The sequence below is a fragment of the Niastella sp. OAS944 genome (assembly GCA_024809215.1).
Taxonomy (GTDB): domain Bacteria; phylum Bacteroidota; class Bacteroidia; order Chitinophagales; family Chitinophagaceae; genus Niastella.
In genome coordinates this window covers 213,141-228,661 of the sequence record JANUBW010000010.1, presented here as the reverse complement: position 1 = coordinate 228,661, position 15,521 = coordinate 213,141, and the positions used below count along the sequence as shown (strand labels likewise).

Genomic DNA, 15,521 nt, shown 5'->3' with positions numbered 1-15,521 from the left:
TTAATTTGAAGGCCAAGTGGGGTGTCCCTTCTTCATTTTATCCAGTACTGTTTTATTTTCAGGGAGAATTGATACAGCTTGTTCTTCTAAAACAATGGCTTCATTAATCTTTCCCAACTTATATAAAAGATTAGCTTTTGTATCAATTAATCGAGCATCTTCCCCAAGCTTAGTACTGTTAGACATGATATAATTCATCCAATCAACAGCTTTCTCAAGTTCATTCTTATTATAACTTCTCTCAAAAATTATCCAGGCAACGTTGTTTAGCCAATAACCATTTTCATTTTGTACCCCCCTCTTGTCAATACGCGCGATTGCTTCTGAAATTAAATTTTTCCATTGATCGTTTTCAAGATACCAAGATAACTTTGCATCACTTAAAACCTCAAAGCACAGTTCCTCGGAATATTTCTTTTCAATAGTAGCTTCAATTTTTTCCCATTTGATGACACTATCCCCATTAGACTTCGCCAGTTTTACAAATGGTTCAATTTCTTCCCTTTTAACAATTGAATGTATCAGCTCTTTAGAGTATCCCTTCTTCTTCAAAATAGTATCAATCCTACTAGAATTGTTTTGATAATAGGAAAAGATTCGATCGTGCGAAGTAATTAAAAAGGAATATGTATCAATAAATTTAATATTCTCTTTGCTTAACAATTCATCCTCACTAACCATCTCGAGACGATGTATATAATCTTCGGCAACCTTGCAAGACAGATCTGCTTCGCTTGCGATGGCCAAATCATTAGCTAAAGAGGGCATCATTTTATAATTCAATTTTCCCGCCTTCCAGCTAGCAATTCGGGGATAAATTTGTTTTGCAGGATCACGAGCGTCAACAGCTAGTTGAACAAAATCTCGTCTGCTTTTTGCACCCATATTTTTATGCAAAATAATTCCTTCAGAGGAAAAGAATAAGAATGTTGGCATTCCTCTGACTTCGTACTTTTTCTGAAATCTTTTCGCAGTACTATAAAGCAATTTGATATTTTTATCATCATTTTCAGTTGTATCCAACTGAAGTCTAATCGAAATAAATTTATCATTCATAAAACTTCCTACCGTATCATCGGTGTATACTTCTCTATCCATTAATTTGCAAGGCTTGCACCAAGTAGCATAACAATCAACAAATATTAGTTTGTTTTCTTCTTTTGCCTTCTTTACAACCTGTTGCCAGGAAAGACCTTCGGTCCATTTTATGCCAGGCTCTACGGGAGACTTATTTCCATTTATGGTTTTTATTTCATCATAAACATCGCGTACAGTCTTATTTTTATTTGCTGCCAGTTGGAGCGAAATCAACGCAATCAAGGTTATTAACTTCATTTTTCACTTTAATTTAAATATCGAAATTGATGTTTGTATTTTGACAATCCTTATAATATTAATATCCTGAATTTTGAACTAGGTTAGGAGCCTTTTGAAGTTCAGTTAAATCTATCGGATAATATGCTTGAAAGGGTTGCCAAGTTCCTCCCTTTTGTGTCGTAACAGAATTCATAACATCATTAACTTTATTAGTTCGTTTTAGATCTAACCACCGTTGGCCCAATTCTGCAAATAATTCAACTCTTCTTTCTTGCATTACGGCTGAAATGACATCATTTTGGGAGAGGTTGTCGGGCAAGGCAGGTAATGGATTAGGTACAGTGAGCGTACTGATCGCTCTGGCTCTGTTGCGTATAGTATTAAGATCATTAATCGCCAAGTTTAATTTATTCTGACGGGCGTTGGCTTCTGCCCGTATCAAATACTGTTCTGCCAACCTCAAGACCATATAGTATTCATCAATTGGTTCCCCAATAAGAGAAAGCTTATATTTATAAGGGAAAAAGTAGGTAGTCGAACCAGAAGTATACTCACCGATCCATTTAGTCTTTCGGTCATCTCCGGCCTCGAATGCATTTACCAGTGAACTATTAAGGTAAAAAGGTTTAAAGTCACTAAATCCAACAGGATCTTCCGTCAGCACAAATAATTTCGCATCTTCGGTATTACTATTCGGTATTACCGGTTGCAGCTGCCAGATAGCTTCTTGGCTATTCTTTAAAAATATGTTGGTCAAACCAGTTAATCCATATAGAGAATTATCAATAACAGAAGTCGCTTCCATCTCTGCTTTTGCAAAATCGCCTATATATAGATAGGTTCGTGCTAGTAATGCAGAGGCTGCCCATTTGGTTGGCCTCACCCTTTCAATGTTTCCCACATAGGGCTTTAATTTTCCATCAAGATAGACAGGGCTAAGTAAAGCTTTAGCCTCATTTAATTCAGAAATAATAAATGCGTAAACATCGCTTATTTGAGATCTTTTAAGAAGTCTGTTGACTTTGTAGTCAAAGGTTGTTACTAGCGGAACTTCGCCATACAAATTAACTAGGTAAAAATAGAATAATGCCCGTAGGAATCTTGCTTCACCTAATAATTGTTGCTTGGTACTTGAACTCAGCGATTGTGATTGGTCCAATTCTTCTATGGCTTGATTGCATTTTATAATTAGGGGATAAAGATTCAACCATGTTTCACTTCCTGGACTAGACGTGAGAGTAGTAAAAAGTTTGTTTCTATAATAAGCCAATCCACTTTCTGAACTATAACTACCCCATACATCTAATTCATCTGCAGAAAGACCAGCATAACGTGTAATAGACATAAAACCACTTCCAAAATATGGAGTACTACTTAAGATAGAATATAATCCGGTCAATACTGCTGTGGCTGTAATATCGTTGTTGTAAACAATTCTCTCATTGATACTTGTAACAGGTGCATCTATTTCCACAAATTTTTTGCAACTTGGTATAGTTATGAGAAGTATGGCAATGATCAAGTGATAAATTAGTTTCATAATCATTTTTTTGAACTTATTAAAAAGTAAGCTGCACACCCAAAGTGATAACTCTTAATGGAGGTAAAACCATATTACTTCCACTCTCGGGATCCAGCCCTTCAAAGTTGGTAATAGTGAATAAATTCTGACAATGAGCATAAATGCGACAGGTTTGCATAAAAGCTTTTTTTGTCAAATTCACTGGTATATTATAAGAAACGGAAAGATTTTTTAATCGTATAAACGAGCCATCCACATTTACCAATGTAGACCCCTTAGAATAAAGAAACGGGAAATATACACTGAAGTTTTGTGAATACTTTTGGTTCGCAGATTGATCATCAGTTTTTTGCCAATGATTAAGGACACTCACTGGTTGATTGTTTTTCCCTCCATCAAATCTTCCTGGTAAACCAACGGAAGGGCTATAGGCTATTGATTGTTTATGAAACTGTATAAACAAGTCAAATTGAAAATTCTTAAATTCTATCGTATTACTTAATCCTCCATAAAATTTGGGATCGTAATTAGTAATGACATTTAAAGCATCCATGCCCGGATCGTCTGAAGTTGGGTTCCCGTGGGCATCAGCAAATGAAAACGCGCCTGTAGCTGCATTAACGCCTAAAAATTGATACTGTTTGAAAATATTGAGTGGCTGTCCTACTATTAGTGTTGTGTTATAAGAAGATGTTTGCAAGTCCGGAAAGGAAACCAACTTATTCTTAGGAATCGTCAGGTTAATACTACTGGTCCATTTAAAGTCTTTTCCAGCTAGGTTGACAGTATTTAGTGTAAACTCCCAAGATGTATTCTCGACAGTTGCTGGGAAATTAGTGGGAATAGATCCTCCAGCAATAATGGGTAAATTGTAGAGCAAAAGCTGATTGGAACACCTGTTTCGCGCATAGGTAGCTGTCGCTCGTATTCGATCCCTAAAAAAGCCAAGTTCTAATCCGAATTGTATCTTTTTAGTTTCCTCCCAAGCTAAGTATGGATTAGAAATTGCATTGGCTGAAATACTCGCAACTCCCTGATAAGGGCTTAAAAAACTAGATATTGAACTATAGGTGCTCAAAAAAGCATAATCCCCTATTTGATCACTACCAGTAGAACCGTAACTACCTCTAATTTTTCCAAAACTTAAGAATGAATTATTTCGTTGAATAAATTTTTCTTCAGAAAAAATCCAGCCTAGGCCAACTGCAGCAAAGTTATGAAACTGATTACTTTTGCCGAATCGACTGCTGCCGTCCCTTCTACCAGTTAAATTAATTAGGTATTTGTTTCTATAGCTATAATTTACCTTAGCAAAACCTGCGCTATACTTATATTCAGAAGCGACAGTACCAGTAATTAACAAAGTAGTAGCAGCACGTTTATCCCTCATAGATTCATCTGTGGGATAATCAGCTCCTTGGAAGCCTTCTCCGCTGCTGGTTCTTCTTTGAAAAGTGGTTCCAATCAATACATCTAGATCTCCAAAAACCGCATGCTTTCTATAATTTAATTGGGGTTCTATAACCCACGACTTACCTACACTATTTGAATAAATTGCGATACGCTGAAAATTGGATCGATTTTCCGGCTTTTCGCCGTCAATCAAATTTCCCCTAAACTCATGAGTTTCCAAATTAGTATATCCAAAACTGCTTTTAATTTCTAAACCTGGTAATATCCAATAACTGACAATTGCATTGCTGACCAGATTGCTGGTTTTATTTTCATACAAGCGATATAAATAAGCAAGGGGGTGGTCTCTCCAAGACGACGCGCCGGAAGGTCGTGGAGCCCAATTAAGATTGCCTATTGAATCATATAAAGCGGGTGCATTGGGGGCTAAACTAGTGGCAACACTTGTAAGATCTGTATTGGGAAGTAAATTTTTTCCCACAAAATAATTGCCTGAAAAATTTATCTTGAATTTTTGATTGGCGCTTGCGCTATTAAGATTAAAATGCAGACTTCCGGTTTTATTTGCGAAATCACCAGGAAAAACACTTGTCTCCCGCTGATAAGTTCCACTGACCAGATATTGCATATTTGAAGCACCGCCAGAAACGCCTGCAGTTATTTTGGTAACTGTTGCTGCGCCGCCTATCAATTCTTTTTGCCAATCCGTATTACGGGTGGTATCCCAAAGTCCGTTCACATCATAGTTTCCATCATTGGGCCTTGTAATAATTGAGGGTATGGGGACATTATCATTCTTAAATGCTTCGCGACGCATGGCAAGATATTGATCGGTATCCATAAGGTCTAATTTATTGGCAACCTTACCCCAACCCGTTTGAAAATTTACATTGACACGGGTATCGCCAGCCTTTCCTTTTCTAGTAGTGATTAGAATAGCCCCGTTAGCAGCTCGAGAGCCATAGATTGAAGTTGCATCAGCGTCTTTCAATACATCAATGCTTTCAATATCGGCAGTATTGATATAAGCGAGTGGGTTGGTATTAGTTGTACCTAATATACTGTTCCCAACAGTAGTTACAGGAAGTACCTCTGAAAAAAAAGGAACTCCATCAATAACATAAAGAGGTTCGTTTCCTCCTGCAATACTGTTTTGCCCTTGAATTCGAACTTTAATAGATCCCCCAGCTATGCCGTTCGCTTGAGTAATTAATAGTCCTGGTACTCGTCCCTGTAATGCAAGTAACACGTTGTTTACTGGTTGCTTCTCTATGTCTACAGATTTTATAGTCGCTACGTTTCCAGTATTAAAACGTTTCGATGTTGTGCCATAAGCAACTACCTGCATCTCATCCAGATTTCCGATTGCTATTTTTAATTGTAAAGAGATAAATAATCTATTCTTTACTTGCACTTCCTGTCGATCATAGCCTATTGAAGTTATAATCAATACAGCATCTTTATCCACTTCTGGCAGTGCAAATTCTCCTTTCCTGTTTGTGGTAGTTCCTTTATTAGTTCCTTTCACGCTAACATTCACACCCATTGCTGGTGCTCCATTTTCATCCAAGATAATTCCCCGTAAATCTGGAAACTCTGGTAAAATTACATAAGGCTTCTCTTCGAAATCAGAAACTGCCCTCAGTTTCACAATAACTGTATTGCCATTTATTTCATAATCTAATTTCCTTTGCTCCTTGAAACAATAACTTAGAACCTCTTCTATGTTAGCATTTCTAACACTAATAGAAATTTTCTTTGTGCTACGAAGTAATTCCGACATGTATAGAAACTTATACTTTGTACTTTTTTCAATTTTCTTGAATATCGTTTCTAAATCAGCATCCTTCTCATAAAGAGTTATTTTCTGACTATAACCTGCAGCACTTACTTGTAAACACGCCGCCAGTAATATAACGACAGTTATCTTCATAATTCTCACTGCATTGTGCAGCCATTTTGTATCGGCATTTCCGATATTTAAGCGTTGTTTTGGTTCACCCGCTTTATTGCTCTTACAAGGCAATAAAAGTGAGTGTGTGCAAACGAAAATTTGCATACATTTGATTTGAAGTTTAAGAATAGTGATACCTTGGATTTCACAGGTTTAACTATTCACCTCCGGCAATGCAGCCACATTGCCGGATTTCTTTATCCCCGCTTATAAGGTTATAGATGCCATCCCATAGGAGTGTTGCATAAGGTTAATGCTTAATGGCGCAAGTTAGATGCAGCCAGGCCTTGGAGGTTTGGCCAATAAATCAGAGGATGAAAAGGTTGTTAAACTAATCAAGGATATTTATGGACTATTAAATCTTGTTTTTGGTTTTTAACTTATTCTGAAATTTCTTGAACGCATTTTGTATACTGATATCGAATGGCCCGTTGCACTTTTCCGATTGATTTATAATGTAGTCAATTAATTTATTCCTATCATTGAGAAGCTGCGTATAAATCTTCTTATTCACTATTTCCTTTTCAATCAATCCACCTAAAAGATTCTCTTGCTTTATGCTTAGGCTATCGAATTGCCGTTTTAAGATCAAACCAAGAATCCTTTCTTGTTTCATCAAATTTATCATCGGTATGGGTATATATAATGGTTCACGGCTGTGACACGAACACCTTCTTGCCAACTATTCGAAAGCGTATAAAACCTGTTTTTCCCAATAAGTCCAATACTTTTGAAGCGGTATTATATCTTGAAATCTCACCACTGAACGGTAATTTCTTTACAATATCGCTTTCATACACAGTTTCAACATCATACCAACGTTCTATTTGTTTCATAATAAGTTGGATATTGGTTTTATTGAATGCAAACTTGCCATTCTTCCAGGCTAGCACCTGGTCGGTATCAACGTCCTTGTCAACGTCTAATTTACCATTTAATGAAATTGCTTGCTGTCCCGGTTTTAACATCTTCTGAACATGAGCTAATTGAGGGATTGTTACTTTAACGCTTCCTTCTAATAATGTCACCCTTATGCTTCCGTCGTCTTCATAAGCATTAACATTGAAATGAGTTCCTAAAACGGTAACATCCAAATTCTCTTTACTCACTATGAAAGGCTTGCTGTCTTCTTTATGTACAACTTCGAAATACGCTTCACCGGTAATTTCTACGCGGCGTTGGTCACTATTGAAAGTTACAGGGTATCTAATCGAAGAGGCTGCATTCAACCAAACTCTGCTACCATCACTTAGCTCAAGATCTATAACATTTCCGCCTCTTGGTACTGAAACCGTATTATAAATCGATGCTCCTGAGCTTAGCGTCTTACTTGCATTGTAACTTATTGTCGTACCACTCTTAACAATTTGTGCTGCTCCCTGACTTACAAGTAAACCATTTTTCACGCTATCAAGTACAATAGTCCGTCCATCATCAAGGGTAAGAATAGCATTTTTAATATTGGGCTTTACATCAGAAGGAATCTCAACTTTTGTCTCTGTGATTTGAACAGGTTTCTTTTTCGGTATAAATCGAAGGTAAGCACCGAATCCCAGAAGCAATAGTGAAGCTGCAATTGCGACCCATGACTTCCAGCCAAAATTCAAGTATTTCAACTTGGCTATTTCTTCAGAGGATTGCGCTTCCCATCCCACGGCTTTCATATTATTCCATGCCTGTATAAGATCTATCTTCCCTGCGCTTTCATACGCATGTACAATACTCATTAGGTCCGGAATATTGTTGATGTCATTAAAGTACTGCTGATTAACTTTTGAAGAATCGACCCAATTTTGCAGCTGGGTGGCTTCATCTGGGCTTAATTCTTGCCGAAGATGTTTTACTATCAATCCTGTTATCTCTTCTATATTTTGCACAAGGTGTAATAGGTTAATGGTAGTCTTCTAGACTATAATAAATTAACAATTTCAAAATGTTCTCTTAATATATATAACAACTTTTTTTCATCAAGTCTCTAATTGGCTGCAAAAAAAGTGTACTTTTTTTTAGAGCTATACTGTGCAACACAAATTGGTGGAATCTAACGACAAAAGATGGCAACCTGCACTAACCAAGCTAGGGCAACCGAATTTTCCGCAAGCAGGAGGCGAAGTTTTTTAATAGCAAGACTCTTGTGATTATACACTGTATTTACAGATATCTGTAGGATCTCCGCAATTTCTGATGGCTTTAAATCTTCATAATACAACATCTTGAAAACCCGCTTAGACTCAGGAGGGAGGGCCTCTATTGCAGCCTGAATAATTTCTACCACATCTTCTGTGATTGAGTACGCATAACAGACCCTGGTGTCATTTGACAGTTTTTCAAACAGTGTCTTTTTTTTACGATCTAGCCGTTTTTTAGCCTTGAGATAGTTCAAGCTGTTGTTTCGGGCGCTTACATACAGAAAGGCCCTTATATTGTTTTCCGAGTTGAATAATTGACAACGCTTAAACAAAGTTTGAAAAGTACGTAAAGAGATATCTTGAGCCTCCTGTTCGTTATCTGTAAGTTTAGAAACAAACCCCACCAAACGACGATAGTAATGATCAAATACCATTTGAAAAGCTTTTTCACTACCCTGCTGAAAATCCTGGATCATATCGTCTTTTAATATCGCAATCATGGCATGAATCTATAGTTAGTTTGGATTTGATGTACTAAACTACGCCAAATCACGGTCATAGACAACGAAAGTATTGAATAAGGAATTAGTACAATTGGAGAATAGGATGATACTACAATTTTACTCAAAAAACGCCATAGCTCATAATATAGATTAGCGCTTTTTATTAATTAGTTGGCGGCGGTCAATATCTTTTTTTATTTTTTTTGTTACCTATAGACAATTTGAGGTAATTCAAAGAAAAGGCACTTAAGCTAGTATTATATTCATTTGAACCGTAATTTCTTTATGAATTCTTCAATCAATAATCCGTATATTTTTACAATCTATTGGTGATAGATTAAAAAAATGTATCATTTTTATTAATTTACACTTCCAATCAATTACCTGTCTCCATAAACGGGTTAAACTTTCAAATTTGTCAGATTCCCGCCGACTAAGATTTATACCATAGCGGTATTTGAATTGTGTATTGTTAAACCCTATTGAATGATTACTTCGGATACAAAAGTATTTGAACAACTATTCCAAACATACTATTCAGGATTAGTTAAGTTTTGTAGATACTTTATTGAAGATCTTCAAGAAGCTGAAGATTTGGTGGTGGACATTTTTGTAAAAATCTGGTTTAAGTATAACACTGAGTTTTGTTGTTTTGCTGATCCAAAGGGGTATTTATTTAGAGCGGCATACAACGAATGTATGCTTCATTTGAAAAAGCGAACTCGAACAAATCGGAAATCCAGACAGTATTTTGAGTATATTCAGAAACCAATTCATGAAAATCAAGTTGACCATGAAAATCAGACGAATATTCTAAAAGAAGTTGAAAAACTCCCTCCCCGACACAAGACGATCATTGAATTATACTACTTCAAGAAATTGACATTGGAGAAGATTGCAGAAGAACTTAACATTCCATTAAATACAGTAAAATCGCACAAATCACGTGCGGAGTCAAGGATTGCGAAGCACTTCTTAAAAGCTTAATAGAGCTTATGTTAGGATGCAGTTGTTCATATAAGTGCTTCGATTAATAAATACCTACAGTTAGTTATTTCGCCTTTTTGGCAAAATGTTTTTTTTTTAGGTTTTACGATTATTTCTGAAATTCGTCTCATCTAGTAATTCTTCTTACTCAAGAAAGGCCACCTACCCCTTGAACCGTTACATGCGAACATTTTCTGCTTTTAAATGAATGAATTGTATTGTCAAACGAAACCTTACTCCAATGTTAAAGTCTTTAAGATTAAAAGAAGACGATCGCAATGCCTTGCAATCTATCCATGACAAAATCGCTTGCGATCCGACTGCCAATCACACACTAGCAGATCTCGCGTATGAAGCAGGAATCAACACTAAAAAATTAACTTATGGTTTCAAGCAACTTTTTGGAATCACAGTGTATGAGTATATGGTAAATCTTAGGATGAAATATTCAGAATCTCTATTGTTTTTTACAGAAAAGGATGTGCAAACCATTGCCCGGCTATCAGGGTATAAAACAAAAGCCAGTTTTACATTAGCATTTAAAAAGAAAAATGGCATTGCGCCATATAAATGGAGGCAAAAGAATTCACTGATGGCTATATGAAAGCCATGCTGAGTTTGTGCATTTATTGTCAATATAAAACCTTATCCAGATGGCTAGGCAGTTAAACCTCAAACGAGAGGACCGCGATTACTTGTCGAAAATCCACCAAACAATTTTAAAAGACCCCAAAACCCATTTTACTATTGAAAGTCTTGCCGCCGATGCCGGCGTGAATCGAACAAAACTTAAATCTGGCTTCAAGCAACTCTTCGGGCTTGGTATATATGAATTCCAGGTGAAGCTGCGAATGGAAAAAGCCGAATATCTTCTATTAGAGACTGACAAAGACATCAAGGAGATTTCGTTTCTTACTGGCTATCATACGCTAAGTAGCTTTATCACGGCATTCAAAAAAAGTCATGGCGTATCACCCCTTAAATGGAGAAAACGTCAATTGATGGCAGAGTCAAAATAACTTTGCTAGTTGCCCTCTTTTGCCAAATCAATTAACTGACCTCTATTGCAATTGACATTAAATACGAAACCGTGCAAATGCGATAAATAATACTGCCAAATGGTAAACAATTGCTGCCAATTGGAAAATTTTGATATCATAACTTGCATACATAACAAACGAAGAAATATGCTTGCAGTACCCGGAAGCCTACAGTTTAAAAAAACATCGGTTTATAACGATTACTCAATGCTTGTAACAGAAAAATAAAAGTGATGCTTGTTTACAATTCATAAATATACTGAACTCAAATTAGCCTGTAGCGAGTTTCCTACGCTTAGTAATAGTACGCTCCTTTCAATTTATTGTAGAAATTGGGCAACACCAACTCCATAGGCAAGTTGTAAAAACATTTTGAGATGAAAAATACAGCCGAAGGTATACTTGATTATCGTGATCAGAAATCTAATCATTCAATAGACAAAGGGAAACTGTATATTGAAATTACTTCATTACTTTTTATTTTGTTATTCCTTTATACAGGATTGTCCAAGCTCTTAGAGTACGATGTATTTACTGTTCAAGCGGGCTTTGCCCCTATATTACGGCCATACGCTGAGACCATTGGTTTGGTGGTACCTATCATTGAAATTGTTGTAGCCGTACTTTTTTTTATTAAAAAAACTAAGGTTATCGCGCTATATGCATCGACAATTATGATGACAGGCTTCACCATTTATATCGCCGGGATGCTTTTGGCTGGCAACCATCTACCATGTATTTGCGGAGGAGTTATTAAAACCATGTCGTGGGCACAGCATCTCATATTTAATATCGTTTTCTTGCTACTATCGGTAATAGCCCTCGTAATTCATAAAAAAGGATCGGCGAATCTAAAGTATTCTTAATAAGCTTCAGGCATAGTTTTTCCCTTAAAGCAATTTATTCATTTATCCCGTCACGGGTAACTAATAAGTCTTTATTGCAATAAACGGGGCAAGCCGAAAACCCGTCAAAAAGAGTAGGCATTAATCATTTAAATATTATCTTTTATGAAAAAGGTTCAATTAATTGTAGCTTCTATTGCAGTTATGTTTGCAATTACAACTACCGCATTCACAGGTTCTAAATCATCAAAATTTGTGAACTACTTTTCTTCTGTGCAGGCAAATCCAGTAACAGGTCAATTTGATCAATCAATCTCACAGGATGGAACAGTTATTAAAAACAATCTATGCCCAGGAGCCAACAATCAATTTTGCCGTAATGCTTGGCTGCCTTCACATTTAACATTCAGCGGTACCACACCAACCGGCGTTGCAATTGACCCTGGTACTGGTTCGCCTTATACTCCAGATTTAATCATAAGAAAACCTTAATTGATTATAATGATAAGAGGCTGCCTTAATTTGGGCAGCCTCTTTTACAAAGCATACTGTATGCGAACATTTAAATATTTAGTTGCTATTGTTTCAGTTTTGCTGGCTGTTACTACATGCGCACATTCAAGAGAGGATAGTTCAAGTATTTTTGTTTCTTACTTTTCTTCTACTTCTATGGTGCCGAATCAGCAAGGTGATTTTGATTCGTCAACTCCTCTATCGGAAAGTTATTTGAAAAGTACCCTCTGCCCAGGTGCAAATACGATATACTGCAGGTCCCTATGGCTTATTTCACATGTACTCCTAAATGACGTAGGTCATCCCATAGGCCTGCAGATTGATGCTGGTTCTGGCATGCCATATCCACCAGATAAATTCTTATATAAACCTTAATCCGTCAGCCCATTGTATAAAGCATAGTTTATGAAAACCGATATGGCTTATTGGTTTCACTTCGCTTCACTGAATACTTGATATCTTCAGGGGACATTATTACCGGCGTTGCAATAGACATTTTCCAGATTTAATTTTAGAAAAACCATAATCTTGGCTGGATCAATGCGATTTTTTTTAAATGATAGTATCGTGCGTGCTAATTGATGACAGATTTAATGAGAATCGGGTATCAATTGGATGTCCGATTTCAAATGTTTTAATTTCTTATAACCAGCATATTTAGTTCTCGCATTTCCTCATGAATCGAGAGACCATATGCCGATAACTCCTCTTTTAAGCGGGGCAAATCTGTAAGCGCACAATTTATATCCATGTCGACATTCCCTTTATAAGACACATCGATAACAAGAGGTAACGGCTTTGTCTCATTGTAATATTTGACACGCTCTAAAAAGGCGTTGAGGTTTTGATTTCGAAGGGTAAATTTAGTTTCATCATCTAGTTCTTCTAAAACAGGGGCACCACCTTTCGTCTGTAATCGTGACGACGCCTCTTTTGTTTGGCTGATGACGATACATTTTACTTTCCTCTTTTCTACTTTGGCAGAATATCCGAAATTTCTCTGCAGGTCTTCTTTCATGTAACTATACAGTCCTTTCGCTTTGTCTGGAGGTAATCTGAGTTCATAGCAATAATGATAGTTCTTTATGAACCAGTCCCATAATGTGCTGTCTTTAGGAAACTGGAAGGCAGTGGGATCTTTAACTTCCAGGATGATTCTGTTATTAAATTGTTCAATGTTAGGGAAAGCCGTCATAAACAGCGTATTTAAAGTAATATTAGTTGCCTTAATGCCAATCTGATGACGCTCTGACTTATCCCAAATCTTACCAATCATAGCTGGCTGCCCTTGTTGATAAGAGGTCAGATAAGACAAAAAAAGTAAGCCGTTGGTTGAATCTGTTGGAGCGACATTGGCACCCACAATTTCGTCCTGTATTCTTTCATCTTTAAGAGGAAGTGTTAACTCTTTACCCATAACAAACTTCCCTATATTCACCTCATTAACGTGCCATCCTTCAGTGATATGGCGTACAATCCCAGAGGTATCAATCCAGATATCAGTAGGCTGTGATCGGAAAAAAAATAGATTTGAAAATACTTTATCATTAACAATCATAGGAAGACTCACATTCCTAACAATGGCAGACCTTGCTTTAAGCTTGTTGACCATTTCCGGACTATCCTTGGTTACTAATAACACTTGCAGTTTATCCTTATACTTTTGTTGAAGCGATTCAAGATGGGGAAAAGCCTCTATGCAACTTTTGCAGTAGATGCCCCAAAAGTCTATTAAAATGGATTTCCCTTTATATTGCTGTAAAAGGCTGTCGGGCAACTTGTCACCTATTCCTAAATACTGCTGGGCATGTGCTCCTCCGGTACATAAGACAAAAAAAACAACAGAGATAAAAAACTTTTTCATACAAATTTATTTATAACCATCATTTTGAGAAAGCCCCTTAAACTTTAATATTTCTGCAACGGGAATGGGATAGTAAATGTCGGTTCCCTGCCAGCTAGGTCCTTTTATTGGTGCTAGTACCGTAGTTGCATCACCGTTTCTTTTTAAGTCAAACCATCGATGCCCCCATTCCCCAAATAGCTCAACCTGACGCTCATGTTCAATTGCAGACAGTATAGAAGATTGATCAGAGAATGTAATGGTAGTTAGTCCGGCTCTTTGTCGCACAGCACTAAGGTCATCTTTCGCTTCAAGCAATTTGTTTAAATGCGCCCTGGCCTCAGCCCGGATGAGATATTGTTCTGCAAGACGCAAAGGCATTGGAGCTTCGGTAACCGAGGTTGACCCGCCAATATCCTTATATTTATTAAGATAATTAAAATCAGTAGGTACACCGTTAACATCAATGGTTGTCGTGCCAATCCAGGAAGCTTTTCTTTTATCTCCAGTTTCAAAACTAGATAGAAGTGATGGCGAGATTGTATAAGTTGGGATCATACCATTATAGGCCGGAACAAAATACATTGGGTAAAAACTGGTATTAAAGTATGTGTTAGAGGAAAACAGCGTCCAAAGCGACTCTGTATTGCCATCGGTCAAAAATGTATTATCTACATCAACAAGCTCGTACATACCGGCGTTGATAACAGCTCCGGCTTCCGCTTCAGCTCCAGACCAATTTTGTTTATATAGATACACCCTCGCAAGTAGCGCCGTTGCTGCCCATTTATTGGGTCTCGCTTTATCCGTGCCATAGTAAACTGGTGTTAGTAAACTTTGAGCATCCTTTAAATCAGTGATGATTTGATCAATGACAGTAGAACTGGCGGTGCGGGCTATCTTCGAGCTTACCTTACTATCGGTGGTTAGGACGAGGGGAACATCACCGAAAAAATTAGTCAGATAAAAGTAATTCAGTGCCCTGTTGAATTTAGCCTCACCAAGCAACTGATTCCTCGCACTGTCCGTTAAGCTCGTAGATTTTTCTAACCCTTCGATTAATGCATTGCATGTGTAAATATAAAAATAGGGTTGTGCCCAAAAGTTTGTTTGAATAATAGTATTATCGGATTTTATAGCATTGTTTCTAAAATCATCCTCTAAGTTATAGGAAGTGGTATTGTCCCATTCATCGGCGGAAAGACCTGAATATATTTCAATATAACCACTATAAAAAGAATACGGGGTTGACATCATCTGGCTATATAGTCCGGCTACTGCAGAGTTTGCCGTTGCATTGCTTTCAAACACCTGGTCTGTAATAATCCTATCTATGGGAGGATCGATTTCTATACTCTTTTTGCAACCCGGCAGTATAATAGCGAGGACTATTACATGAGCAGATATAGTAAGTATCCGTAATAAAAATTTATATTGAGTTATCTTCTTCATGGT

12 protein-coding genes are annotated in these 15,521 nt (G+C 37.0%); 5 read left to right on the top strand and 7 right to left on the bottom strand.

What is annotated here, in order from left to right; translation table 11 throughout:
• From GGD38_RS30960 to GGD38_RS30940, 5 genes are all read right to left on the bottom strand, one after another.
• Entirely contained in the window at positions 1-1,335 is a 1,335-nt protein-coding gene (locus GGD38_RS30960; RefSeq protein WP_375303372.1) for a thioredoxin family protein, read from the bottom strand.
• A 58-nt stretch (positions 1,336-1,393) separates the two neighbouring features.
• Complete coding sequence (locus GGD38_RS30955) at positions 1,394-2,857, bottom strand: RagB/SusD family nutrient uptake outer membrane protein (protein WP_375303373.1); 1,464 nt, start codon at positions 2,855-2,857, stop codon at positions 1,394-1,396.
• 19 nt (positions 2,858-2,876) lie between these two features.
• Entirely contained in the window at positions 2,877-6,311 is a 3,435-nt protein-coding gene (locus tag GGD38_RS30950) for a SusC/RagA family TonB-linked outer membrane protein (protein WP_375303374.1), read from the bottom strand.
• Between the two features lie 545 nt (positions 6,312-6,856).
• Entirely contained in the window at positions 6,857-8,083 is a 1,227-nt protein-coding gene (locus tag GGD38_RS30945) for a FecR domain-containing protein (protein ID WP_375303375.1), read from the bottom strand.
• Positions 8,084-8,247: 164 nt separating this feature from the next.
• Positions 8,248-8,835 carry an RNA polymerase sigma factor gene (locus GGD38_RS30940; RefSeq protein WP_375303376.1) on the bottom strand — a complete coding sequence of 196 codons (588 nt, stop codon included), beginning with the start codon at positions 8,833-8,835 and terminating at the stop codon, positions 8,248-8,250.
• 489 nt (positions 8,836-9,324) lie between these two features.
• Between GGD38_RS30940 and GGD38_RS30935 the strand changes: the two genes are divergently transcribed.
• From GGD38_RS30935 to GGD38_RS30915, 5 genes are all read left to right on the top strand, one after another.
• Entirely contained in the window at positions 9,325-9,825 is a 501-nt protein-coding gene (locus tag GGD38_RS30935; RefSeq protein WP_375303377.1) for an RNA polymerase sigma factor, read from the top strand.
• 241 nt (positions 9,826-10,066) lie between these two features.
• On the top strand, positions 10,067-10,429 hold the full coding sequence (locus tag GGD38_RS30930) for a helix-turn-helix domain-containing protein (protein ID WP_375303378.1): 363 nt from the start codon (positions 10,067-10,069) through the stop codon (positions 10,427-10,429).
• Between the two features lie 49 nt (positions 10,430-10,478).
• A complete protein-coding gene (locus GGD38_RS30925; protein ID WP_375303379.1) occupies positions 10,479-10,844 on the top strand; it encodes a helix-turn-helix domain-containing protein in 366 nt (121 codons plus the stop codon).
• 398 nt (positions 10,845-11,242) lie between these two features.
• The gene (locus tag GGD38_RS30920; RefSeq protein WP_375303380.1) at positions 11,243-11,731 is read left to right on the top strand and encodes a MauE/DoxX family redox-associated membrane protein; all 489 of its coding nucleotides are present in this window, start codon (positions 11,243-11,245) and stop codon (positions 11,729-11,731) included.
• 144 nt (positions 11,732-11,875) lie between these two features.
• Positions 11,876-12,202: a hypothetical protein gene (locus GGD38_RS30915; protein ID WP_375303925.1), complete on the top strand. Its 327-nt coding sequence runs from the start codon at positions 11,876-11,878 to the stop codon at positions 12,200-12,202.
• Between the two features lie 655 nt (positions 12,203-12,857).
• Here GGD38_RS30915 and GGD38_RS30910 read toward each other — a convergent pair.
• Together GGD38_RS30910 and GGD38_RS30905 are read right to left on the bottom strand one after the other, a co-directional pair.
• On the bottom strand, positions 12,858-14,087 hold the full coding sequence (locus tag GGD38_RS30910) for a TlpA family protein disulfide reductase (RefSeq protein WP_375303382.1): 1,230 nt from the start codon (positions 14,085-14,087) through the stop codon (positions 12,858-12,860).
• A gap of 6 nt (positions 14,088-14,093) precedes the next feature.
• Complete coding sequence (locus tag GGD38_RS30905; RefSeq protein ID WP_375303383.1) at positions 14,094-15,518, bottom strand: RagB/SusD family nutrient uptake outer membrane protein; 1,425 nt, start codon at positions 15,516-15,518, stop codon at positions 14,094-14,096.
• Between the last annotated feature and the right edge of the window lie 3 nt (positions 15,519-15,521).

Bases quoted from the DNA above. Each gene is read 5' to 3' on its own strand.
- GGD38_RS30920 (WP_375303380.1), top strand. From the start codon at position 11,243: ATGAAAAATACAGCCGAAGGTATACTTGATTATCGTGATCAGAAATCT.
- GGD38_RS30910 (WP_375303382.1), bottom strand. From the start codon at position 14,087: ATGAAAAAGTTTTTTATCTCTGTTGTTTTTTTTGTCTTATGTACCGGA.
- GGD38_RS30940 (WP_375303376.1), bottom strand. From the start codon at position 8,835: ATGATTGCGATATTAAAAGACGATATGATCCAGGATTTTCAGCAGGGT.
- GGD38_RS30905 (WP_375303383.1), bottom strand. From the start codon at position 15,518: ATGAAGAAGATAACTCAATATAAATTTTTATTACGGATACTTACTATA.
- GGD38_RS30915 (WP_375303925.1), top strand. From the start codon at position 11,876: ATGAAAAAGGTTCAATTAATTGTAGCTTCTATTGCAGTTATGTTTGCA.
- GGD38_RS30960 (WP_375303372.1), bottom strand. From the start codon at position 1,335: ATGAAGTTAATAACCTTGATTGCGTTGATTTCGCTCCAACTGGCAGCA.
- GGD38_RS30925 (WP_375303379.1), top strand. From the start codon at position 10,479: ATGGCTAGGCAGTTAAACCTCAAACGAGAGGACCGCGATTACTTGTCG.
- GGD38_RS30930 (WP_375303378.1), top strand. From the start codon at position 10,067: ATGTTAAAGTCTTTAAGATTAAAAGAAGACGATCGCAATGCCTTGCAA.
- GGD38_RS30950 (WP_375303374.1), bottom strand. From the start codon at position 6,311: ATGCAAATTTTCGTTTGCACACACTCACTTTTATTGCCTTGTAAGAGC.
- GGD38_RS30955 (WP_375303373.1), bottom strand. From the start codon at position 2,857: ATGAAACTAATTTATCACTTGATCATTGCCATACTTCTCATAACTATA.
- GGD38_RS30935 (WP_375303377.1), top strand. From the start codon at position 9,325: ATGATTACTTCGGATACAAAAGTATTTGAACAACTATTCCAAACATAC.